General features: G+C 70.9%; 16 protein-coding genes. 8 read left to right on the top strand and 8 right to left on the bottom strand.

Translation table 11 applies throughout. The annotated features are described in order from the left end of the window. Positions 1–747 (bottom strand): NYN domain-containing protein (locus tag ABZ318_RS32455; RefSeq protein WP_356906023.1); only part of this gene is annotated, 747 nt, incomplete at its 3' end. Between the two features lie 240 nt (positions 748–987). Here ABZ318_RS32455 and ABZ318_RS32450 point away from each other — a divergent pair. Next, entirely contained in the window at positions 988–1,161 is a 174-nt protein-coding gene (locus ABZ318_RS32450; RefSeq protein ID WP_356906022.1) for a hypothetical protein, read from the top strand. Between the two features lie 77 nt (positions 1,162–1,238). Here ABZ318_RS32450 and dnaE read toward each other — a convergent pair whose 3' ends face one another. Further along, the gene (gene dnaE, locus ABZ318_RS32445; RefSeq protein ID WP_356906021.1) at positions 1,239–4,778 is read right to left on the bottom strand and encodes a DNA polymerase III subunit alpha; all 3,540 of its coding nucleotides are present in this window, start codon (positions 4,776–4,778) and stop codon (positions 1,239–1,241) included. Between the two features lie 171 nt (positions 4,779–4,949). Between dnaE and ABZ318_RS32440 the strand changes: the two genes are divergently transcribed. From ABZ318_RS32440 to ABZ318_RS32420, 5 genes are all read left to right on the top strand, one after another. Continuing rightward, positions 4,950–6,278 (top strand): DUF2252 domain-containing protein, encoded by a 1,329-nt coding sequence (locus tag ABZ318_RS32440; RefSeq protein WP_356906020.1) that lies wholly within the window; start codon positions 4,950–4,952, stop codon positions 6,276–6,278. 83 nt (positions 6,279–6,361) lie between these two features. Then, complete coding sequence (locus tag ABZ318_RS32435) at positions 6,362–7,048, top strand: hypothetical protein (protein ID WP_356906019.1); 687 nt, start codon at positions 6,362–6,364, stop codon at positions 7,046–7,048. Positions 7,049–7,103: 55 nt separating this feature from the next. After that, positions 7,104–7,919, top strand: coding sequence for a thioredoxin domain-containing protein (locus tag ABZ318_RS32430; RefSeq protein ID WP_356906018.1), 816 nt, complete (start codon positions 7,104–7,106; stop codon positions 7,917–7,919). A 118-nt stretch (positions 7,920–8,037) separates the two neighbouring features. Continuing rightward, complete coding sequence (locus ABZ318_RS32425; protein WP_356906017.1) at positions 8,038–9,687, top strand: alkaline phosphatase D family protein; 1,650 nt, start codon at positions 8,038–8,040, stop codon at positions 9,685–9,687. Between the two features lie 338 nt (positions 9,688–10,025). After that, a complete protein-coding gene (locus ABZ318_RS32420) occupies positions 10,026–10,973 on the top strand; it encodes a zinc metalloprotease (RefSeq protein ID WP_356906016.1) in 948 nt (315 codons plus the stop codon). 70 nt (positions 10,974–11,043) lie between these two features. Here ABZ318_RS32420 and ABZ318_RS32415 read toward each other — a convergent pair whose 3' ends face one another. After that, positions 11,044–11,613 (bottom strand): dienelactone hydrolase family protein, encoded by a 570-nt coding sequence (locus tag ABZ318_RS32415; RefSeq protein ID WP_356906015.1) that lies wholly within the window; start codon positions 11,611–11,613, stop codon positions 11,044–11,046. 100 nt (positions 11,614–11,713) lie between these two features. Then, positions 11,714–13,300, bottom strand: coding sequence for a Na+/H+ antiporter (locus tag ABZ318_RS32410; RefSeq protein ID WP_356906014.1), 1,587 nt, complete (start codon positions 13,298–13,300; stop codon positions 11,714–11,716). A 78-nt stretch (positions 13,301–13,378) separates the two neighbouring features. Here ABZ318_RS32410 and ABZ318_RS32405 point away from each other — a divergent pair, with 78 nt between their 5' ends. Next, positions 13,379–13,567 (top strand): hypothetical protein, encoded by a 189-nt coding sequence (locus ABZ318_RS32405; protein WP_356906013.1) that lies wholly within the window; start codon positions 13,379–13,381, stop codon positions 13,565–13,567. Positions 13,568–13,643: 76 nt separating this feature from the next. Here ABZ318_RS32405 and ABZ318_RS32400 read toward each other — a convergent pair whose 3' ends face one another. The 4 genes from ABZ318_RS32400 to ABZ318_RS32385 all read right to left on the bottom strand — a co-directional run bounded on the left by ABZ318_RS32400 (position 13,644) and on the right by ABZ318_RS32385 (position 16,693). Further along, the gene (locus ABZ318_RS32400; RefSeq protein WP_356906012.1) at positions 13,644–14,111 is read right to left on the bottom strand and encodes a GNAT family N-acetyltransferase; all 468 of its coding nucleotides are present in this window, start codon (positions 14,109–14,111) and stop codon (positions 13,644–13,646) included. Continuing rightward, complete coding sequence (locus ABZ318_RS32395) at positions 14,108–15,049, bottom strand: RluA family pseudouridine synthase (protein ID WP_356906011.1); 942 nt, start codon at positions 15,047–15,049, stop codon at positions 14,108–14,110. Before ABZ318_RS32395 ends, ABZ318_RS32400 begins: the two co-directional genes overlap by 4 nt. A gap of 52 nt (positions 15,050–15,101) precedes the next feature. Beyond that, positions 15,102–15,758 (bottom strand): signal peptidase II, encoded by a 657-nt coding sequence (gene lspA, locus ABZ318_RS32390; protein WP_356906010.1) that lies wholly within the window; start codon positions 15,756–15,758, stop codon positions 15,102–15,104. 80 nt (positions 15,759–15,838) lie between these two features. Further along, a complete protein-coding gene (locus tag ABZ318_RS32385) occupies positions 15,839–16,693 on the bottom strand; it encodes a TraR/DksA C4-type zinc finger protein (protein WP_356906009.1) in 855 nt (284 codons plus the stop codon). A 541-nt stretch (positions 16,694–17,234) separates the two neighbouring features. Between ABZ318_RS32385 and ileS the strand changes: the two genes are divergently transcribed. Next, complete coding sequence (gene ileS / locus ABZ318_RS32380) at positions 17,235–20,372, top strand: isoleucine--tRNA ligase (RefSeq protein WP_356906008.1); 3,138 nt, start codon at positions 17,235–17,237, stop codon at positions 20,370–20,372. Positions 20,373–20,596: the final 224 nt, after the last annotated feature.

Here is a 20,596-nt window from a genome sequence, read left to right as displayed (position 1 = left end):
GGGGCAGGTCCGCGGCCTCGGCCTCCAGGACGCGGACGCCGATGCCGGTGCCCCGTCCCGGGCGCCCACGGCGGCGGCCTCGGCGGCCCGTTCGGCGGAGGCGGCGAGGGCCGCCTCGGGCAGCGGCGCGGAGAGGATGGCGGCGATCTCCGGGCGCGGGGCGGGCGGCGGCGCGCAGAGGCCGGTGAGCTCCTTGGCGCGGACGGCGCGGGTGATCCAGGCCCGGTCGAGGACCCGCCGCTCGTCGGCCTCGGCGACGAGGTCCTCGGACTGGTTGTAGTCGCCGTCGGCGGCCTGGACGGCCCACAGGTGGACGGCGACGCCGTGCTCCTTGGCCGACATGAGACCGGGCAGCAGATCGCCGTCTCCGGTGACGAGCACGATGTCGGAGCAGGCCCTGTTCCTGGCGAGCTCGGTCAGCTCGGTGTGCATGGCCGCGTCGACGCCCTTCTGCGCCCAGCGCCCGTCGCTCCGGGTCAGAGCACCGAGCCGGACGGTGACGCGGGGCATCACGCGCAGTCTGCGGTGCTCGGGCTGGGGCACCCGGTCGGGCGCGCCGTCGAACCAGTAGATCCTCAGGAGGGGCAGCGCGGTCTCGGCCTCGGCGCGCTGCCGCAGCTGCTGGATCAGGCCGGCGTGGTCGACGGTGATCCTGGAACGGGCCGGTTCCCCGGCGAGGAGACTGGCGGCGGCGCCCAGCAGATAGCCGGCGTCCACCAGGACGACGCAGCGGTCCACGTGTTCCACCCTCTTTCGTGAGCCTCGGGGTCGGCTCGGGATCGGAATCGGGATCGGAAGGTGCTTCGGGTTTCCTTCGAGTCTGCCCGACCGCCGGGGGCTTGACCGTCGGAACTGGATCATCGGCGTGGCGGATAGCACGTCCCGGCGGGCCCTTACGGTCCGTAATGATCCAACATGCGGCGGTTCGTGCCGTATGTGAGTCTGACAGCGGCCCTGGCCCCTAGGACCCTTTGAGGAGGCATCCCCATGGCCAAGAACCGCAACCAGACCCGCGGTCAGAAGCAGCAGTCGCCCGCCGAGCGCGGCACGCAGCAGGCACAGCAGTCCGCGCTGGAATCGCAGGCCGAGCAGCGCGCGAGCCAGGTCACACCCGGTGACATGGCCCGCAAGGGTCGCCAGAAGCGCTTCGGCCACAACTGAGGCCTTCCGAAGCGACCGACGGCAAAGGGGCGCGCCCGTGACGACGGGCGCGCCCCTTGCGCGTGTGCGGAGTGGGCTCAGCCGGCCAGGCAGGACGGGCCGAGCAGCACCTTCAGGTCTCCGAAGAGCGCCGGGTCGGGCTGCACCCGGTGCCGGTCGAGCCGGAGGACGGTCGTCTTCCGGGGGCCCTGGAGCTTGATCCGCACCTCGGTGTTGCCCTTGTGGTGCTTGAGGATCTCGCCGAGCCTGCTGACCATCGGCGGGGTCACCTTGACCGTCGGGATGGTGAGGACCACCGGCGCGTTGGTCCCGGCGTTCGACAGGTCGGGGACCATCAGCTCCATGGCGACGAGCCGGGGCACGTCCTCGCGCTTGTCCAGCCGCCCCTTCACGAAGACGACCGTGTCCTCGACCAGCTGGGTGGAGACCAGCTGGTACGTGGCCGGGAAGAACATGCACTCGATGGAGCCGGCCAGGTCCTCGACGGTGGCGATCGCCCAGGCGTTGCCCTGCTTGGTCATCTTGCGCTGGAGGCCGGAGATGATGCCGCCGATGGTGACGACCGCGCCGTCGCCGTGCTCGCCGCCGGTCAGCTGGGAGATCGCCGCGTCCGTCTTGTCGGACAGGACGTGCTCGATGCCGAAGAGCGGGTGGTCGGAGACGTAGAGGCCGAGCATCTCGCGCTCCTGGGCGAGCAGGTACGACTTCTCCCACTCGACGTCGGAGAACTCGACGTCCAGGCCGAAGCCCGGCTCGTCGCTCGCCTCCTCACCCATCCCGCCGAAGAGGTCGAACTGTCCCTCGGCCTCCTTGCGCTTGACCGCCACCACGTTGTCGATCATGGGTTCGTGGTGGGCGACCAGGCCCTTGCGGGTGTGGCCCATCTCGTCGAAGGCGCCGGCCTTGATCAGCGACTCGACCGTCCGCTTGTTGCAGACGACGGCCTCGACCTTGTCGAGGAAGTCGGGGAAGGAGGAGTACTTCCCCTTGGCCTTGCGCGTCTTGATGATCGACTCGACGACGTTGGTGCCGACGTTCCGGATGGCGGAGAGGCCGAAGAGGATCACGTCGTCGCCCTGGGCGGCGAAGTTCGACTCGGACTCGTTCACGTTGGGCGGCAGGACCTTGATGCCCATGCGGCGGCACTCGTTGAGGTAGACCGCGGACTTGTCCTTGTCGTCCTTGACCGAGGTGAGCAGTCCCGCCATGTACTCGGCCGGGTGGTTCGCCTTGAGGTAGGCGGTCCAGTAGGAGACCAGGCCGTACGCGGCGGAGTGCGCCTTGTTGAAGGCGTAGCCGGCGAAGGGGACCAGGACGTCCCAGAGGGCCTGGATGGCCTCGTCGCTGTAGCCGTTCTTCTTGGCGCCGGCCTGGAAGATGGTGAAGTTCTTCGCCAGCTCCTCGGGCTTCTTCTTGCCCATGACGCGACGGAGGATGTCGGCCTCGCCGAGCGAGTAGCCGGCGATGATCTGGGCGGCCTTCTGCACCTGCTCCTGGTACACGATGAGGCCGTAGGTGACCGCGAGCACCTCTTCGAGCGGCTTCTCCAGCTCGGGGTGGATCGGGGTGATCTCCTGCTGGCCGTTCTTGCGCAGGGCGTAGTTCGTGTGCGAGTTCATGCCCATCGGGCCCGGCCGGTACAGGGCGGACACGGCGGAGATGTCTTCGAAGTTGTCGGGCTTCATCAGCCGCAGCAGCGAGCGCATCGGCCCGCCGTCGAACTGGAAGACGCCGAGGGTGTCACCGCGCTGGAGCAGTTCGAAGGTCTTCGCGTCGTCGAGCGGCAGCGCCAGGAGATCGATGTCGATCCCCTTGTTGGACTTCACCATCTTGACGGCGTCGTCCATGATCGTCAGGTTGCGCAGGCCGAGGAAGTCCATCTTCAGCAGGCCGAGCGACTCGCACTGCGGGTAGTCCCACTGCGTGATGGTGACGCCGTCGGTGTGCCGCACCCAGATCGGGGCGTGGTCGACGATCGGCTCGCTGGACATGATCACGCCGGCGGCGTGCACGCCCATCTGGCGGACCAGGCCCTCGACGCCCCGGGCGGTGTCGATGACCTTCTTGACGTCCGGCTCGTTCTCGTACATCGCGCGGATCTCGCCGGCCTCGCTGTAGCGCGGGTGCGAGGGGTCGGTGATGCCGTTGAGGTCGATGCCCTTGCCGAGGACGTCGGCGGGCATGGCCTTGGTGAGCCGGTCGCCCATGGCGTACGGGTAGCCGAGGACGCGCGCGGAGTCCTTGATGGCGTTCTTCGCCTTGATCTTTCCGTACGTGCCGATCATGGCGACCTTGTCGGAGCCGTACTTCTCCGTCACGTACCGGATCACCTCGACGCGCCGACGCTCGTCGAAGTCGATGTCGACATCGGGCATCGAGATGCGCTCGGGGTTGAGGAAGCGCTCGAAGATCAGGCCGTGCGGGATCGGGTCGAGGTCGGTGATGCCCATGGCGTACGCGACGATCGAGCCGGCCGCGGAGCCCCGGCCGGGGCCGACGGCGATGCCCTGCTTCTTCGCCCACATGATGAAGTCGGCGACGACGAGGAAGTAGCCGGGGAAGCCCATCGAGATGATGGTGTCCATCTCGTACTCGACCTGCTTCATGCGGTCCTCCGGGATCCCGTTCGGGAAGCGGCGGTGCATGCCCCGCATGGTCTCCTCGCGGAACCAGGTGACCTCGGTGTAGCCCTCGGGGATGTCGAACTTCGGCATGAGGTTCTTGGCCTCGAACATGCCGGTGACGTCGATCTGGTCGGCCACGAGCCGCGTGTTCGCGCAGCCCTCCTGCCAGGCGTCCGAGGAGTCGATGGCGTACATCTCGTCCGTGGACTTCAGGTAGTAGCCGGTGCCGTCGAACTTGAAGCGGTCCGGGTCCGAGAGGTTCTTGCCGGTCTGGATGCAGAGGAGGGCGTCGTGCGCGCCGGCCTCGTGCGCGTACGTGTAGTGCGAGTCGTTCGTGACCAGCGGCGGGATGCCGAGCTTCTTGCCGATCTCCAGGAGCCCGTCGCGGACCCGGCGCTCGATCTCGATGCCGTGGTCCATCAGCTCCAGGAAGTAGCGGTCCTTGCCGAAGATGTCCTGGTACTCGGAGGCGGACTTCAGGGCCTCGTCGAACTGGCCGAGGCGCAGTCGGGTCTGGAGCTCGCCGGAGGGGCAGCCGGTGGAGGCGATCAGGCCCTCGGACCACTGGGAGATGGTCTCCTTGTCCATCCGGGGCCACTTCTGCAGCCAGCCCTCGGCGTAGGCGTCGGAGGAGAGCTTGAAGAGGTTGTGCAGGCCGGTGGCGTTCGCCGCCCAGATGGTCTTGTGGGTGTAACCGCCGGAACCGGAGACGTCGTCCTTCTTCTGGTGCGGCTGGCCCCACTGGATCTTCCGCTTGTTGCGCCGGGACTCCGGGGCGACGTACGCCTCGATGCCGATGATCGGCGTGACCCCGGCCTTCTTCGCCGAGTGGAAGAAGTCGTACGCCCCGTGCAGGTTGCCGTGGTCGGACATGGCGATGTGGGTCATGCCCATCTCGTTGCACGCGTTGAACATGTCCTTCAGCCGCGCGGCACCGTCCAGCAGCGAGTACTGGGTGTGGACGTGGAGGTGCGTGAAGGGCGGCTTGGTCACGGGGGAGGCCTCCGGCGATGAACTTCTGGGGGGACAGCGTCGAAGTCTACGTCGGCCGACTGACAGATCACGGGCACTCGGGGGTACCGTCGCGCGTTGGGAGACAGGGAGCGCCTGTCCCAATTGTCTTGCACATCCTTGCACCACGCCCTGCACCTGGAGGCACCCTCGATGTCGGTCCCGCAGCCCACCGCAGCCGAGCGCGGTGAGCACATCCTCGCCGTCTTCGACACCGCCTTCGGCGAGCTCCTCGCCGCCGATCCCGCGGCCTTCCGCGTCAAGTTCCGGAAGATGGCCGGTTCCGCCTTCGCCTTCTACCGCGGCACCGCGTGCCTCTTCTACGCGGACCTGGAGGGGGAGCGCCGGGAGGGCGGCCCGTACCTGGACGAGCGGACCGGCCGGGTCTGGATCCACGGCGACCTCCACGCCGAGAACTTCGGCACGTACATGGACGCCAACGGCCGCCTCGTCTTCAACGTCAACGACTTCGACGAGGCGTACGTCGGCCCCTTCACCTGGGACCTGAAGCGGCTCGCGGCCTCGCTCGCCCTGATCGGCTACGCCAAGGCGCTCAGCGACGAGCAGATCACCCACCTGGTCCGGATCTACGCCGCGGCCTACCGCGAGCGGATCCACGCCCTCGCGACCGGCGCCAAGGGCGACGAGGTCCCCGCCTTCACCCTGGAGACCGCCGACGGGGCGCTGCTCGGCGCCCTGCGCGAGGCCCGGGCGCTGACCCGCTTCGGGCTGCTCGACTCGATGACCGAGATCCGCGACTTCGAGCGGCGCTTCGCGGCGGGCGGCGGCGCGATCGAGCTGGACGCGGCCACCCGGTACAAGGTCCTCGCCGCCTTCGACGGCTACCTGGAGACCCTGCCGGAGTCCTCCCTCGCCCGCCCCGACTCGTACCGGGTGAAGGACGTCGTCGGGCGGCGCGGGATCGGCATCGGCTCGGCCGGCCTCCCCTCGTACAACATCCTCCTGGAGGGTCACACCGACGCCCTGGAGAACGACGTCGTGATCTACCTGAAGCAGGCGCAGACCCCCGCGGTCTCGCGGCACGTCACCGACGCGGCGGTGCGCGGGTACTTCCACCACGAGGGGCACCGCACGGTGATCTCGCAGCGGGCGCTCCAGGCGCATGCCGACCCGTGGCTGGGCTGGACCGAGCTGGACGGCTCCGGGCAGCTGGTCGCCGAGGTGTCGCCGTACGCGGTGGACCTGGACTGGTCGGACATCGACGACCCGCAGGACATCGCGGCCACCGTCGCCGACCTGGGCCGGGCGACGGCCACGATGCACGCGGCGGCGGACGACTCCAGCGGCCACTCCCTGGTCCCGTTCTCCACGGAGCGGGCCATCGACGCGGCGATCGCCGCCGACGAGGAGGGCTTCGCCGAGCTGCTGGTCGACTTCGCGCACGCCTACGGGGCGCGGGCGCGGGCGGACCACCAGATCTTCGTGGACCTCTTCCGCAACGGCCGGATCCCGGGGCTGTAGAGCGGGACCGCAGGGGCCGGTGCGACCGTCCACAGGTTCTGTTTAGGGACCCCTTACGGGCCCGCATGGGACACTCCACGACGATGGACACGGCAGGGACGCAGCTGAGGGCGCTGCGGGCGGCGTTCTTCACGGCACTGGTCGTGACGCTGTCCGTGGCGTCCCACGTGCTGCTCTCCCGCGTGCCGCTGCCGCTCGGGACGGTCGCCCCGGTCGCGGTCGGCGTCTTCGCCGTGGCGTACGCGCTGGCCGGCCGCGAGCGCGGCCTCGGCCCGATCGCCGGGCTCCTCGTCCCGCTGGAGCTGGCCGCCGACACCCTCTTCACCAGCGGTCAGGCGGTCTGTTACGGACCCGCCGGCGGCCCGGTCGCCGGTTCGCTGCGCTCGGTGGGCGTGGAGGTGTTCTGCGGCGGCGCCGTCGGCACGCCGCTGCCCGGCGTGGTGACCCCGGAGAGCGGGAGCGCGGCCGCCCTGCTCGACTCCCCCGACCCGGCGCTGCCCTGGCTGCTGCTCCTGGCCCATGTGGGCCTGGGGCTCTCGGCGGCCTGCTGGCTGCGCGGCGGCGAGCGGGCGCTCGCCCGGCTGCTCCGCGCGGTGGAGGCCTTCGCGTTCCGGCCGCTGCTGCTCGTGGCGGCCTTCTTCCGGGCCGCCGGTCCGGCGCCGCGGCGGGCCGGGCGGCCCGTCGAGCGGCCCCGGTCCTCCCGTGCCCGGCTCCTCGTGCACTCCGTCGGGCGGCGGGGGCCGCCGCGTCCGGTGCTCGCTCCCGTCTGAGCGGGCCCCGACGCGTCCCCCTGCCTTTCCCACACCCTTCACGGAGATCACGATCATGAGTGCACGCAACAGCCACGCCAACAAGGCCGCCGCCCGCGAGCGCCTGCGCGAGGAGCGCGAGCGCCAGGCGAAGAAGGACCGGGCCCGCCGGCAGCTCGTCGTCGGCGTCTCGGCCGTGGCCGTCCTGGCCGCCGCCGGCGGCATCGGCTACGCGGTGGTCCAGTCGAACAAGCCCTCCCACTGGGAGGCGGTGGCCGACGCGAAGACCGTGACGGCCCCGAAGAACACCACGGGCACGAACGGCACGACCGTCGTCATCGGCAAGGACTCCGCGAAGAAGACCCTGGAGCTGTACGAGGACTCGCGCTGCCCGGTCTGCGCCACCTTCGAGCAGGCCGTGGGCTCCACGGTCGAGAAGGACGTCGAGGCCGGCAAGTACAAGATCCGGTACGTCGGCGCCACCTTCATCGACGACGGCATCCCGGGCGAGGGCTCGAAGAACGCCCTCTCGGCGCTGGGCGCCGCGCTGAACGTCAGCCCCGAGGCCTTCCTGAAGTACAAGTCCGCCCTGTACTCGACGGAGTTCCACCCGGAGGAGAAGGACGACAGGTTCGCCAAGGACTCCTATCTGCTGGAGGTGGCGGACTCGGTCCCGGCCCTCAAGGGCAACGCCGAGTTCCGGAAGAACGTCGAGGACGGCACCTTCGACGCGTGGGCGATGAAGATGTCGAAGGCCTTCGACGCCAGCGGGGTGCGGGGCACCCCGACGCTGAAGATGGACGGCAAGCCCGTCACCGTCCGGGGCACGGACGACCCGCCGGTGACGGTGGCCGATTTCGACACGGCGATCGACGCGGCCCTCAAGTCCTGACGCCGCGCCCCGTGGACGCCTGGGCGTTACGGGACCCAGGCGTCCCCCGGGCGACGAGTGGGCGAACTTCCGGAATTCGCCTGCCCCTCGGGCGTACCCGTCAGTAATCTGACTGCCCGTGACCAGTCGTTTCATATCCTCCGCCCCCACCCGGCGCTCGGTCGTCAAGGCCGCCGCCGCCACCGCCGCCGTCGCGCCCGTCCTCCTGGGCGCGGCCTCCCCGGCGCTCGCGGACACCGGGGCACCCGCCTTCCTCCACGGCGTCGCCTCCGGCGACCCGCTGCCCGACGGCGTCCTGCTCTGGACGCGCGTCACCCCCACCCCCGAGGCCGTGCCCGGATCGGGCCTCGGTCCCGACGTCCAGGTCGGCTGGGAACTCGCCGAGGACCGCGCCTTCGCCCGGGTCGTCGCCTCCGGCACCACCACGGCGAGCGCCGCCTCCGACCACACGGTGAAGGCCGACGTCCGGGGCCTGCGCCCGGCCACCGCCTACTGGTTCCGCTTCACCGTGGGCGCCGTCGTCTCCCCGGCCGCCCGCACCCGCACCGCGCCCGCCGCCGACGCCGCCGCGCCCGGTGTCCGCTTCGGCGTGGTCTCCTGCGCCAACTGGGAGTCCGGCCACTTCTCCGCGTACCGCCACCTCGCGGCCCGCGCCGACCTGGACGCGGTCCTCCACCTCGGCGACTACCTGTACGAGTACGCCACCGGCGCCTACCCCGAGGCGAAGTACGTCGTCCGGCAGCACGAGCCGCGCCACGAGATCGTCTCGCTCGCCGACTACCGCACCCGGCACGGGAAGTACAAGACGGACGCCGACCTCCAGGCGCTGCACGCGGCGCACCCGGTGATCGCCATCTGGGACGACCACGAGTTCGCCAACGACGCCTGGTCGGGCGGGGCCGAGAACCACACCCCGGGCGCCGAGGGCGAGTGGGCGGCCCGGGTGGCCGCCGCGAAGCAGGCCTACTTCGAGTGGATGCCGGTCCGCGCCTCCACGGAGGGCACGGTCTTCCGCCGCCTGAGCTTCGGCAGGCTGGCCGATCTGCATCTGCTCGACCTGCGTTCGTTCCGGTCCGCGCCGGCGAAGACGGGCAGCGGCACGGTCGACGACCCGGAGCGGAGCATCACCGGCCGCGCGCAGCTGGACTGGCTCAAGGCCGGGCTCGCCGGTTCGGACGCGACCTGGCAGCTGGTCGGCACCTCGGTGATGATCTCGCCGGTCGCCTTCGGCTCGCTGCCGGCGTACCTCCTGGAGCCGCTCGCCGGACTCCTCGGCCTGCCGAAGGAGGGACTCGCGGTCAACGTCGACCAGTGGGACGGCTACACCGACGACCGCAAGGAGCTGCTCGCGCACCTGACCTCGCGGGCGATCCGGAACACGGTCTTCCTGACCGGCGACATCCACATGGCCTGGGCCAACGACGTGCCGGTGAAGGCCGCGACGTATCCGCTCTCGGAGTCGGCGGCGACCGAGTTCGTGGTCACCTCGGTGACCTCGGACAACCTGGACGACCTGCTGCACGTGGCCCCGGGCACGCTCTCGGTGGTGGCCGCGGGCGCCGTGAAGGCCGCCAACCGCCATGTGAAGTGGGTGGACATGGACCACCACGGGTACGGAGTGCTCGACGTGACCGCCGCGCGTTCGCAGATGGACTACTACACGGTCTCCGACAAGACGGATCCGGCCGCGACGGCGGCCTGGGCGCGCTCGTACCGGACGCTGAGCGGAACGCAGCGTGTCGAGCGGGTGTACCAGCCGGTGCTGTGACCGTCACCCGAAGGGCGATTTTCAGCCATGATCTCTTGTGTTAACGGGAGATCACATCACTACGGCGGGTGGTGGGTTCCGGAGATCGAATCCGGACACACCACCCGCCTCTGTCACTTCGTTCGTTACGTCCGCGTCTCAAACCCTGGAAGCGACGCAAGTTTTTCTTCCCGATGACCCGAATTGCCCCACGAATGATTGGGCTTGATCAATGCTCAACGACCTCTGACATGGACGCGTAATCTCCGGGCGGTGGCGAGGAAGTCCCTCTCCACAACCCCCCGCAAGGAGTCACCGTGCGTGCTCTCGTCCGCATATCACCGCGTATGTCGCGTCGTATGATCGGCACCGCCGTCATGGCCGGAACCCTGGCCCTGGCCCCGCTGTCCGCCCCGGCGGCCACCCCGTCGACCACCACGCTGGCGTCGGCCGAGAAGTGCGCGGACGGCACCACCGCCCTGTCCGGCGCCCGCAAGGCGAAGGGCGACGCCACCAAGGCCGAGCCCAACGACGTCACCGCCGCCCAGGCCAAGGCCATGGACGACGACCTGAAGAAGAAGGTCGCCACCGCCCGGAACTCCGGCCGCCTCAGCGCCACCACCGCCGCCGCCGGCGCCACCATCCCCGTCTACTTCCACGTGATCCACAGCGGCACGACGGGCAAGCTCAGCGCCACGGACGTCAGCAACCAGATGGCCGTCCTCAACGCCGCCTACGCGGGCCAGGGCACCGGCAACGTGAACACGGGCTTCCAGTTCTCGCTGGCCGCGACCGACTACACGGACAACGCCACCTGGTACAACCTGTCCTCCGGCTCGCAGGCCGAGAAGGACATGAAGAACACCCTGCGCAAGGGCGGCGCGAACGCCCTGAACATCTACACCGCCAAGCTCGGCGGCGGACTGCTCGGCTGGGCGACCTTCCCCAGCTCCTACGCGTCCCAGCCGAAGATGGACGGCGTCGTCATCCTCGACTCCTCGCTCCCGGGCGGCTCCGCCGCCAACTACGACGAGGGCGACACCGCCACCCACGAGGTCGGCCACTGGATGGGCCTGTACCACACCTTCCAGGGCGGCTGCACGGGCAACGGCGACTACGTCGCCGACACCCCGGCCGAGAAGAGCCCCGCGTACGAGTGCCCGACCGGCCGTGACTCCTGCGCCTCCAAGGCCGGTGTGGACCCGATCCACAACTTCATGGACTACACGTACGACTCCTGCATGTACCAGTTCACCTCGGGCCAGGTGACCCGCATGAACGACTCCTGGGTCGCGTACCGCGCCTGACGGTCCGTCCGCAGAACACGGGTGTGGCCCCGGGGAACTCCCCGGGGCCACACCCCTTTTCCGTACGGTCCTACAGCTCGCCGAGGAAGGCGAGCGCCACCGACCAGGTCCGCTCCGCCGCCTCCTCGTCCCAGTCGGGCAGCTCCGGGTCCGTGTAGATGTGCCCCGCGCCCCGATAGCGGTAGACCTCCACCTCCGCCCCCGCCCTGCGCATCTGGAGGTACCAGGAGGACAGCCAGTCGTCCGTCTCGAAGGGGTCGGGCTCGGCCACGTGCAGCTGGACCGGCAGCTCGTCCACCGAGGCGGACTCCGCGAGGTCCGAGGTGCCGTGGAACAGCAGCAGCCCGCGCGCCTTCTCGTCCCCGAGCGCCAGGGTCTGCGCGATCGAGGCCCCGAGGGAGAGGCCCATGTAGACCAGGCCCCGCTCGGAGTAGGGGGCGGCGGCCAGGACCGCACGCTTCAGCAGCTCGTCCTTGCCGATCTCGTCCCGGAGCTTCACGCCCTCCTCGACGGTCCCGACCGTCCGGCCGTCGTAGAGGTCCGGCGTCCAGACCTGGTGCCCGGCGGCCCGGAGCCGCTCGGCGGCCGCCTCGACGGAAGGGGTCAGCCCGTAGGCCGAGTGGAAGAGCATGATGTCCATGCCTCCCATCCTGCCACCCGCCTCCGACAGCCCCCGGCCCCCGCCACCGACGGGCCCCGCGCCGCCCACGGGCCCGGGCCGGCGCCGACGGGCCCGGCCGTCAGCGCATGCTGCGCACGTCCAGGTGGCGCAGCACCCGGTCCACCACCTCGGGGTCGGCGCCGGGTTCGCTGCGTGCCGCGAGGACCTCGTGCCGGGCGGCCGACATCAGCTCCCGCTGGATCCGCTGCACCGCCTTGAACCGCTTCGTCCGCTCCACGAAGGCGGCCCGCCGCTCGTCGTCCACCATGTCCGGGCTGATCCGTGCCCCGATGTCGTACGCCCCGCGCATCAGCCGCTCCTGGACCTCCTCGGGCAGCTCCTCGACCTCCTCGATCTCCTTGAGCCTGCGCTTGGCGGCCTTCGCGGCCCGGATCGCGAGCTCGCGCTCCAGGGCGCGCTCGGCGTCCGCGTCGGCCCGCACCCCGAGCCGCCTGACCAGCCAGGGCAGCGTGAGGCCCTGGAAGACGAGAGTGGCGATGATCACACAGAAGGCGATGAAGACGATCTGGTCGCGGCCGGGGAAGGGCGCGCCGTCGTCGGTGCGGAGCGGGATGGCGAGCGCCAGCGCGACCGAGGCCACCCCGCGCATCCCCGCCCACCACATGACGACGGTCTCCCGCCAGCTCATCGGGATCTCCTCGTCGACGTCCCGGAGCGTGTGCAGCCGCTTCGCCAGCCAGGTGGCGGGAAGCAGCCAGAGGAGACGGACGCCGACGACCACGCCGACGACGGCGGCACCCCAGCCGAGCATCTCCCGGCCACGCCCCTCGGCGACCCCGAAGACGTGGATGAGCTCCAGGCCGATGAGGCCGAAGGCGATGCCGGTGACGAGGGTGTCGACGATCTGCCAGAAGGTCTGTCCGGCGAGCCGGCCCATGACGTCGTCGGCGTCGGCCGCGTGTTCGGCCAGGAAGAGCGCGGTGAGCAGGACGGCGAGGACACCGGAGCCGTGCAGCTCCTCGGCGACGACGTAGCTCACGAAGGGGACGAGGAGGGTGAGGCCGGTCTGCAGGGTGGCGTCGCCGAGCAGTCCGATGAGCTTGTTGGCGAGCCAGCCGAGCGCCAGGCCGACGGCCACGGCGACCACGGCGGAGAGCGCGAACTGGCCGAGCGCCTCGGGCCAGGAGAAGGAGCCGCTGACGACGGCGGCGATCGCCACGTGGTAGAGCACGATGGCGGTGACGTCGTTGAAGAGCCCCTCGCCCTCCAGGATCGACACGAGCCTGCGGGGCAGCCCGAGCGAGCCGGCCACGGCGGTCGCGGCGACCGGGTCCGGCGGCGCGACGAGGGCGCCGAGCGCCAGGGCGGCGGCCAGCGGGAGGCCGGGCACGAGCGAGTGCGCGACCGCGCCGACGGCTGCGGTGGTGACGAAGACCAGGGCGACCGCGAGCAGGAAGATGGGCCGTCTGTTGGCCGCGAACTGCCGCCAGGAGGTCCGCTGCACGGAGGCGTACAGCAGGGGCGGCAGCACCAGCGGGAGGATGAACTCCGGCGGGATCTCGACGTTCGGCACGAAGGGCAGGAAGGCCAGCACGATCCCGACGAGGGTCATCAGGACCGGCGCGGGCAGCCCCAGCCGTTCCCCGAGGGGAACGGTGAGCAAGGCGCCGAGCAGCAGCAGGAACAGCAGGGCGAGCTGGTCCACGGTGTCCTCTCCAGGCGGGCAACAAGTCGGAGGCCCTATCATAAAAGGGACATTCCGACCACTCGCCAGGAGGATGTCATGCTGAAGCAGCACATCGGGCGCCGCGCGGCCGCTCTGGTGCTGGCCATCACCGGCGTGCTCGGCGCCGGCTCGGCAGCACTGGCGACCCCGCACCCGCCGACCAACGGCGGAAACGGTGGCGGCCAGAGCGGTCAGTGCACCGGCCCCGTCGACGAGCGCCCGCACGGGTGCCACACCTTCAAGTAACCGACACCCGGCCCGGGCGCACCCCCGGGTCCTCCTCCAGGGCCTGTCCTCCCGGACCGGCCCTTCGCCATGCCCGCTACAGCGCGCGTCGCATGGCCCGGTGCGGCATCCCCGCGTCCGGGAACTCGGGCCCGTACGCCACGTAGCCCAGCCGCTCGTAGAAGCCCAGCGCGTGGGTCTGCGCGTGGAGGTCGACGGCGCTCAGACCGCGCTCGCGCGCCGCGTCCTCGATGCCCCGCACGAGCGCCGCGCCGACCCCGAGACCGCGGGCGGCCTTGGCGACGGCGAGCCGGCCGAGGGAGCCGACGGAGGCGTCGGCGCCGGTCTTGCCGACCGCGTCCGCCCCGTGCAGCAGGCGGCCGGTGCCCAGCGGCAGTCCGTCCGCGCCCATCGCGAGCACGTGCACCGCGGTCGCGTCGTACGTGTCGTACTCCAGCTCCTGCGGGACGCCCTGCTCCTCGACGAAGACCTCGCGGCGCACCGCGAAGCAGGCCTCCCGGTCCTCGTCCCCGAGCGCCTCGCGGACGCTGTACGGGGCGGTCACCGGCTCTCCGACGCGATCCGGTCGAGGGCCTTCTGCAGGTCCTCGGGGTAGGTGCTGGCGAACTCGACCCAGGACCCGTCGCCCGGGTGCTCGAAGCCGAGGCGGACGGCGTGCAGCCACTGCCGGGTCAGGCCGAGGCGCTTGGCGAGCGTCGGGTCGGCGCCGTAGGTGAGGTCGCCGACGCAGGGGTGGCGGTGGGCGGACATGTGCACCCGGATCTGGTGGGTGCGGCCCGTCTCCAGCTTGATGTCGAGCAGCGAGGCCGAGCGGTACGCCTCGATGAGGTCGTAGTGCGTGACGGAGGCCTTGCCGTCGGCGGTGACCGCCCACTTGTAGTCGTGGTTCGGGTGCCGGCCGATCGGCGCGTCGATGGTGCCGCTCATCGGGTCCGGGTGGCCCTGGACCAGCGCGTGGTAGCGCTTGTCGACCGTGCGCTCCTTGAACTGGCGCTTGAGCGAGGTGTACGCGTACTCCGACTTGGCGACCACCATCAGACCGGAGGTGCCGACGTCGAGGCGGTGCACGATGCCCTGGCGCTCGGCGGCGCCGGAGGTGGAGATGCGGTACCCGGCGGCGGCGAGGCCGCCGATGACCGTGGTGCCGGTCCAGCCGGGGCTGGGGTGCGCGGCGACGCCGATCGGCTTCATGATCACGACGATGTCGTCGTCGTCGTGGACGATCTCCATGCCCTCGACGGGCTCGGCGACGACCTGCACGGGCGCGGCCGCGCCCGGCATCTCGACCTCGAGCCACGCGCCGCCGCTGACCCGCTCGGACTTGCCGACGACGGAGCCGTCGACCTGGACCTTCCCTGCGGCGGCCAGCTCGGCCGCCTTCGTACGGGAGAACCCGAACATACGGGCGATGGCGGCGTCGACGCGCTCGCCCTCCAGGCCATCGGGAACGGGCAGCGTGCGGATCTCGGGACTCGTACTCACCCGTCGAGTATGCCTTGTGCGGAAGACACCTTGTCTTCCGCCGTGGTCGGGCTCAGTCCTTGTGGACGGTGCCGTCGGGGTCCAGGCCCCGGAACGACAGGATGACGATCAGGATGCCGCCGCAGACGATCGCCGAGTCGGCGAGGTTGAAGACGGCGAAGTGCGCGGGAGCGATGAAGTCCACGACCGCGCCCTCGAAGACGCCCGGCGAGCGGAAGATCCGGTCCGTGAGGTTGCCGAGCGCGCCGCCGAGCAGCAGGCCGAGCGCGATCGCCCAGGGCAGGCTGTAGAGCTTCCGCGCCAGCCGGATGATCACGACGATCACGGCGGCCGCGATGCAGGTGAAGATGATCGTGAAGGCCTCGCCCATGCCGAAGGCGGCACCCGGGTTGCGGATGGCGTCGAGCCGCAGCAGGTCGCCGATCAGGTCGATCGGCTCGTGGCCCTCCAGCTTGGCGACCACCAGCATCTTGCTGCCGAGGTCGAGCAGGTAGGCGAGCACGGCCACGACGAAGAGGGCGACGATCCTGCGCCTGCCCCTGGGCCGCTCCTCCGGAGCGGCCGCGCCGTCGGGGGCCGGCGTGCCGTCGTGGTCCGACGCGCCGCCCGGGGCCGCGGTCTCCTCGCGGGCCGTCGACTCGTCGGAGGCGGCCGTCTCGTCGGCCCCTGCTGAATCCGGCGTACCGATGATGCGCTCCGCCTCTGCCACGTGAGTGAGTCCCTCGACCTCGATGCCTGACCGTGCGTCGAGGGTACGGCACAGGCGTACGAGACCGGCAGCCGAGATCGTCAGCCGCGCCGCTCCTGTCGCTGTTTGTCCTCGACGCAGAGCGTGGCCCGCGGGAAGGCCTGCATCCGCGCCTTGCCGATCGGCTTCCCGCACACCTCGCACAGGCCGTACGTGCCCGCGTCGAGCCGCTCCAGGGCGTGCTCGGTCTGCTCCAGCATCTCCCGGGCGTTCGCGGCGAGGGCCAGCTCGTGCTCGCGCGTGATGTTCTTGGTGCCCGTGTCGGCCTGGTCGTCCCCCGCGCCGTCGCCCGAGTCCCGCATCAGGCCGGTCAGCTCCTCCTGGGAGTGGACGAGCTCGCTGCGCAGCCGCAGCACCTCCGCCTGGAGCCCGCTGCGGGCCTCGGCGACCTCCTCCGGCGTCCAGGGGTCCTCGCCGGGCCGCACCGCGAGCTCACCGGCCCGTGCCGGGGGCACCGCCGCCTCGTCCCCGACGGTCGTGACGCCACCCGCGGTCTTCTTCGCTGCCACCGTCCTGGCTCCTGTCTGCTTCTTGGCGGCGGGCGCCTTCCTGGCGGCCGCCTTCTTCGCCACGGCCTTCTTGGCGGGCGTCTTCGGGGCGGAGGCGTCGGGGGCGGAGACCGCCGCACCGGCCCCGCCGGGGGCGGCGTCCTTCGGGGCCGCGTCCTCGGCGACCGTCTTCCGGGCCGCGGCCTTCCTGGCCGGCGCCTTCTTCGCGACGGTCTCCTTCGCCACGGCCTTCTTCGCGACGGTCTTCCTGGCGGGCGTCTTCTCGGCGACCGCGACCGACTTCCCGTCGACCGTCGACTTCTTGCCGGCCACGTCCTTGGCGACCTCGGCCGCACCGGCGGAACCGGCGACCGGGGTCTTCTTCGCGGCGGTCTTCTTCGCCACCATGTCGCGGCCCCTTCACATTTTGTGATCTTGCTCGCGAATCGTGCTGGGACGATAAATCGGCCCAAGGCCCGCGGCAACGGGGCACGCCGCCGTTCCCACCCGCCCCCGCTCCCCGCGGGGCGAGCCTGCCTCCGTTGTGCCCAGCTCCCCGCCCGGTTATCCGTCCCGCCCCTCCCCCACATGGCCGAAACGGAAGTCCGGCACACCCCGTGTGGCCATTCGGGTCACGGGAAAACCGGTCTGCCGCCCGCCCCCGGGCCCCGTACACTGGCCACAGCGAAAGGCGTGGATGGGGACGAGTAGCGTCGCAAGCAGCCATGAGCGACCCGGGGACGGTGAGAGCCCGGGGGCGAGCCCGATGTGAAGCATCACCCCGGAGCCGTCGGAAGAAAGCCGCACGACAGGGCGGTGACTAGACCCGGCGTCGCGACCCCAATGAGGGGGCTCAGGGCGATCACGTCCGGGGCCAAGGAGGGTGGTACCGCGGGAGCAGTGCTCTCGTCCCTCCGACGGAAGAGAACCGTCCGCCGGAGGAAGATCGATGTCGCAGTACCGCCAGGTGCCCGCCCAGGTCGACCTGCCCGCGCTGGAGCACGACGTGCTCGATTTCTGGCGCGAGAGCAAGGTCTTCGCGAAGACCCTGGAGCAGTCCGAGGGACGCCCCGAGTGGGTGTTCTACGAGGGCCCGCCCACCGCCAACGGCATGCCCGGCGCCCACCACATCGAGGCCCGCGTCTTCAAGGACGTGTTCCCCCGCTTCCGGACCATGCGCGGCTACCACGTGGCCCGCAAGGCCGGCTGGGACTGCCACGGCCTGCCGGTCGAGCTCGCCGTCGAGAAGGAGCTCGGCTTCTCCGGCAAGAAGGACATCGAGGCGTACGGCATCGCCGAGTTCAACGCCAAGTGCCGCGAGTCCGTGACCCGCCACACCGACGCCTTCGCCGAGCTCACGACCCGCATGGGCTACTGGGTCGACCTCGACGACGCCTACCGGACCATGGACCCCTCGTACATCGAGTCGGTCTGGTGGTCCCTCAAGCAGATCTTCGACAAGGACCTGCTCGTCCAGGACCACCGCGTCGCCCCCTGGTGCCCCCGCTGCGGCACCGGCCTCTCCGACCACGAGCTGGCCCAGGGCTACGAGACGGTCGTCGACCCCTCCGTGTACGTGCGCTTCCCGCTCACGTCCGGCCCCCTCGCGGGCAAGGCGGCGCTCCTGGTCTGGACGACGACCCCCTGGACCCTGGTGTCCAACACGGCGGTCGCCGCGCACCCCGAGGTGACGTACGTGGTCGCCACGGACGGCGACGAGCGCGTCGTCGTCGCCCAGCCGCTGGTCGAGAAGGCGCTCGGCGAGGGCTGGGTCACCACGGGCGAGTCCTTCACGGGCGCGGAGATGGAGCGCTGGACGTACCAGCGCCCCTTCGAGCTGATCCCCTTCGACGCCCCGGCCCACTACGTGGTCAACGCCGAGTACGTCACGACCGAGGACGGCACGGGTCTGGTCCACCAGTCCCCCGCCTTCGGTGAGGACGACCTCAAGGTCTGCAAGGCGTACGGCCTGCCGGTCGTGAACCCGGTCCGCCCCGACGGCACCTTCGAGGAGGACGTGCCGCTGGTCGGCGGCGTCTTCTTCAAGAAGGCCGACGAGGCGCTCACCGCCGACCTGGACGCGCGCGGCCTGCTCTTCAAGCACATCGCGTACGAGCACAGCTACCCGCACTGCTGGCGCTGCCACACGGCCCTGCTCTACTACGCGCAGCCGTCCTGGTACATCCGTACGACCGCCGTGAAGGACCGTCTCCTCGAAGAGAACGAGAAGACGAACTGGTTCCCGGACTCGGTCAAGCACGGCCGCTTCGGCGACTGGCTGAACAACAACATCGACTGGGCGCTCTCCCGCAACCGCTACTGGGGCACCCCGCTGCCGATCTGGCGCTGCGAGGACGACCACCTGACCTGCGTGGGCTCGCGCGCGGAGCTCACCGAGCTGACGGGCACCGACCAGTCGGAGCTCGACCCGCACCGCCCGTACATCGACGCGGTCACCTTCCCGTGCCCGGCCGAGGGCTGCTCCCTCGAAGCCGTCCGCGTGCCGGAGGTCATCGACGCCTGGTACGACTCGGGCTCGATGCCGTTCGCGCAGTACGGCTACCCGTACGAGAACAAGGAACTCTTCGAGTCCCGCTACCCCGCCCAGTTCATCTCCGAGGCCATCGACCAGACCCGTGGCTGGTTCTACACGCTGATGGCCGTCGGCACCCTCGTCTTCGACAAGTCGTCCTACGAGAACGTGGTCTGCCTGGGCCACATCCTCGCCGAGGACGGCCGGAAGATGTCCAAGCACCTGGGCAACATCCTCCAGCCGATCCCGCTCATGGACCAGCACGGCGCCGACGCGGTCCGCTGGTTCATGGCGGCCGGCGGCTCGCCGTGGGCGGCGCGCCGGGTGGGCCACGGCACGATCCAGGAGGTGGTGCGCAAGACCCTCCTCACCTACTGGAACACGGTCGCCTTCCAGGCGCTGTACGCCCGCACGTCCGGCTGGGCGCCCAGCGCCGCCGACCCGGCGCCGGCCGACCGCACGGTCCTCGACCGCTGGCTGCTCTCCGAGCTGAACACGCTGGTCGCCGAGACCACCGAGGCGATGGAGGCGTACGACACCCAGCGCACCGGCAAGCTGGTCTCGGCCTTCGTCGACGACCTCTCCAACTGGTACGTGCGCCGCTCCCGCCGCCGCTTCTGGCAGGGCGACGCCTCCGCCCTCCGCACCCTCCACGACGTCATCGAGACGGTCACCCGCCTGATGGCCCCGCTGACCCCCTTCATCACGGAGCGGGTCTGGCAGGACCTGGTCGTCCCGGTGACCCCCGACGCCCCGGAGTCGGTCCACCTCTCGACGTGGCCCGAGGCCGACGCCGCCCTGATCGACGGCACCCTCTCCGAGCAGATGCTCCTCGTCCGCCGCCTGGTCGAGCTGGGCCGGGCGACGCGCGCGGAGTCCGGCGTGAAGACCCGCCAGCCGCTGTCCCGCGCGCTGGTCGCGGCGAACGGGTTCACGTCCCTGTCGCCGGAGCTCCAGGCCCAGATCACGGAGGAGCTCAACGTCTCCTCGCTCGCCTCCCTGTCGGAGGTCGGCGGCTCGCTCGTCGACACGACGGCGAAGGCGAACTTCCGGGCCCTGGGCAAGCGCTTCGGCAAGGGCGTCCAGGACGTGGCCAAGGCGGTGGCCGCGGCCGATGCGGCGGCCCTCTCGCTGGCGCTGCGCTCCGGCGAGGCGACGCTCTCGGTGAACGGCGAGGACGTCACCGTCACCCCGGAGGAGATCATCATCACGGAGACCCCCCGTGAGGGCTGGTCGGTCGCCTCCGACGCGGGCGCGACGGTGGCCCTGGACCTGGAGATCACCCCGGAGCTCCGGCGCGCCGGCCTGGCCCGTGACGCGATCCGCCTGATCCAGGAGGCCCGCAAGAACAGCGGCCTGGACGTCGCGGACCGCATCGCGCTGCGGTGGACGTCCACGTCCGCGGAGACGGTGGACGCGCTGACGGCCCACGCGTCCCTGATCGCGGACGAGGTCCTGGCGACGGACTACGCGCAGGGCGAGGCGGACGCGACGTACGGCGCGCCGTTCGAGGACGAGGGCCTCGGACTCACCTTCCGCCTCCGCAAGGCGTAAACCCCACGACGAAGGGCCCGACCTCCCCCAGAGGCACCGGGCCCTTCGCCGTACCCCCGCCCGTTGTGGGCATTCATTCCGCCGGGGCGACGCCCACCCCCGTTGTGGGCAATCGTTCCGCTGGGGCGGAACGGGTGGGCACAACGGAACGGCGCCCCTTGCCGGCGCCAGAGGCTCCCGCGCCTGAACCCGCACCCCGTTGCGCGCCGCACGGGTGGTGCGGG

The organism is Streptomyces sp. NPDC006197 (assembly GCF_040613865.1).
Taxonomy (GTDB): Bacteria; Actinomycetota; Actinomycetes; order Streptomycetales; family Streptomycetaceae; genus Streptomyces.
Note: the sequence above shows the minus strand (reverse complement) of the source record. Positions and strands in the feature narration are given on the sequence as shown.

Bases quoted from the DNA above. Each gene is read 5' to 3' on its own strand.
- ABZ318_RS32450 (WP_356906022.1), top strand. From the start codon at position 988: ATGGCCAAGAACCGCAACCAGACCCGCGGTCAGAAGCAGCAGTCGCCC.
- ABZ318_RS32430 (WP_356906018.1), top strand. From the start codon at position 7,104: ATGAGTGCACGCAACAGCCACGCCAACAAGGCCGCCGCCCGCGAGCGC.
- ABZ318_RS32435 (WP_356906019.1), top strand. From the start codon at position 6,362: ATGGACACGGCAGGGACGCAGCTGAGGGCGCTGCGGGCGGCGTTCTTC.
- ABZ318_RS32385 (WP_356906009.1), bottom strand. From the start codon at position 16,693: ATGGTGGCGAAGAAGACCGCCGCGAAGAAGACCCCGGTCGCCGGTTCC.
- ABZ318_RS32440 (WP_356906020.1), top strand. From the start codon at position 4,950: ATGTCGGTCCCGCAGCCCACCGCAGCCGAGCGCGGTGAGCACATCCTC.
- ABZ318_RS32415 (WP_356906015.1), bottom strand. From the start codon at position 11,613: ATGGACATCATGCTCTTCCACTCGGCCTACGGGCTGACCCCTTCCGTC.
- ABZ318_RS32405 (WP_356906013.1), top strand. From the start codon at position 13,379: ATGCTGAAGCAGCACATCGGGCGCCGCGCGGCCGCTCTGGTGCTGGCC.
- ABZ318_RS32420 (WP_356906016.1), top strand. From the start codon at position 10,026: ATGATCGGCACCGCCGTCATGGCCGGAACCCTGGCCCTGGCCCCGCTG.
- ileS (WP_356906008.1), top strand. From the start codon at position 17,235: ATGTCGCAGTACCGCCAGGTGCCCGCCCAGGTCGACCTGCCCGCGCTG.